General features: G+C 76.6%; 1 protein-coding gene and 1 pseudogene. One reads left to right on the top strand and one right to left on the bottom strand.

Going from position 1 to position 2085, the window contains the following annotated elements; genetic code table 11:
* Positions 1-743, top strand: a pseudogene (locus tag WH07_RS35500) (lytic transglycosylase); the annotation flags it as partial.
* An 88-nt stretch (positions 744-831) separates the two neighbouring features.
* Here WH07_RS35500 and WH07_RS35495 read toward each other — a convergent pair.
* Positions 832-2085: ATP-dependent helicase C-terminal domain-containing protein (locus WH07_RS35495; protein WP_332836394.1), on the bottom strand; the 1254-nt coding region annotated here is incomplete at its 5' end.

Raw genomic sequence — 2085 nt, 5'->3', positions numbered from 1 at the left:
CCGGGGCAGGGGTGCTGGGGTCGCCGGCGCCGGGCACCGGCGACCCCAGCACCCCTGCCCCGGACCCCGTTGTCGCCCGGATCGAGAAGACGGCCTCGGGCGCGCTGAGCGCCGTGGCCGGAAGTGCGTTCGGCGAGCGCCCCGGGGTACGGGCGGAGGACGCGTCCGGCAAGGCCATGGCCGGCGTACCCGTGCACTTCGAGATCATCGGCAGCACCGACGCGAGCTTCTCCGGGGGCGCGTCCAGCGTGACCGTCGAGACCGGCGCGGACGGTACGGCCACCGCGCCGGCCCTCCAGGCGGGCGAGCAGACCGGTGAGTTCACGGTCCGGGCCTCGGTCGCCGTCGCGGGCGTCGACGCCGTCGAGTACACCGCGAGCGTCACGGCCCGCCAGGTGGACGCCCTCGCCAGGACCACCGACGGGGCGCTGACGGCCGCGCCCGGCGCGGAGTTCGGCACGGTCGAGGTCAGGGCGACGTCCGGGGGAGTGGCCGTCGGCGGTGTCTCGGTGACCGCCGAGATCACCTCGGCGGACGGTGCCACGCCCGTGGGGGCCTACTTCAAGGACGCGGCGGGCAATCCGCTCCACAGCCTCACCGGCCTCACCACGGACGCCAACGGTGTCCTCCAGCTCCCGGCGGTCTACGCGAGCGACACCGCGGGTACGTTCCTGCTCCGCCTCCAGGCCGAGGGCGGCGCGACGCTCACCATCGAACTGAACGTCGTCGCTCCCGCCGTCTGACCCGGCGCGGGCCCCGCGCCCAGTTCCGCCCGCCGCCCTCCGTCCGTCCGGACGGAGGGCGGTCCGGTTCCGCTCAACGCCCGTCGTTTCAGCGCCGGTTGTTCGTACGACGCGTCGCCACCGCCGCCGACGGGTCCTCGGGCCAGGGGTGGCGGGGGTAGCGGCCACGGAGTTCCGCCCGTACCGCGCGATAGCCGTCCCGCCAGAAGGACGCCAGATCCGCCGTCACCGCCGCGGGCCGCCCCGCGGGCGACAGCAGATGGACCAGGACCGGGACGCCCGCGACGCTCGGGGTCTCGCTCAGCCCGAACAACTCCTGGAGCTTCACGGCCAGTACGGGCTGCGGCCCGCCGTACTCGACCCGTACCCGCGAGCCGCTGGGCACCTCGATCCGCTCCGGCGCCAGTTCGTCCAGCCGCGCCGCGTCGCCGGACGCCCAGGGCAGCAGCCGCCGCAGCGCCTGCCCCGCGTCGATCCGCTCCAGATCGGCGCGGCGGGCGGCACGCGACAGCTCCGGCTCCAGCCAGTCCCCGGTACGGGACAGCAGCGCGGCGTCCGAGACATCCGGCCACGGCGCGCCCGCCTCACGGTGCAGAAACGCCAGCCGGTCGCGCAGCGCCTCCGCGTCCCGGGTCCACCGCAGCAGCCCGAGCCCCTCCCGCTCCAGACCGTCCAGCAGAGCGGTCCGCAGAAGACCGGGAGCGGGCCGCTTCAACGGCTGTACGGAGAGGTCCACGGCCCCGAGCCGTTCGACACGCCGGGCCACCACGTCGCCGTCCTCCCAGCGCACCTCCTCGCCCGCCACCCGCAGCCGTCCCGCGGCTGCCCGGGCGGTGTCCTCGTCGATGACGGCGGCGAGCCGCACCCGCGCGGAGGCCGAGTGCGCGGGCCGGTCCGCCACGGCCACCGCCAGCCACCCGGCCCCACGCAGCCCGGACCCTTCCCCCACCTCGGCCCCGGTCCCGGAAACCATGAGGAACGCGGCCCCGCCACGCGCCCGCGCGACCCGCTCGGGAAACGCGAGAGCGGCCACGAGCCCGGCGGCGGCGTCATCGGACCCGGCCCAGAGCCGCGACACCCCCCGGGACCGAGCCCCGGGCACGGGTCCGGCCGGGTGCTCGGCTCCGGGCACGGTCCTGGCCGGGTGCTGGGCTTCGGGCACGGTTTCGGCCCGGGGCTCGCCTCCCGGCAGGGTTCCGGCCCGGTGCTCGGCTTCGGATACGGTCCGGTGCTGGGCTTCGGGCACGGTTCCGGACCGGTGCTCAGCTCCCGGCACGGTCCCGGCCTGGGGTTCGGCTCCCGGCACGGTCCCGGCCTGGGGTTCGGCTCCCGGCACGGTCCC

It is taken from the genome of Streptomyces odonnellii (assembly GCF_000981895.1).
Lineage (GTDB): Bacteria > Actinomycetota > Actinomycetes > Streptomycetales > Streptomycetaceae > Streptomyces > Streptomyces odonnellii.
The sequence above is the reverse complement of the archived record's forward strand: the minus strand, read 5'-3'. Positions and strand labels throughout refer to the sequence as shown.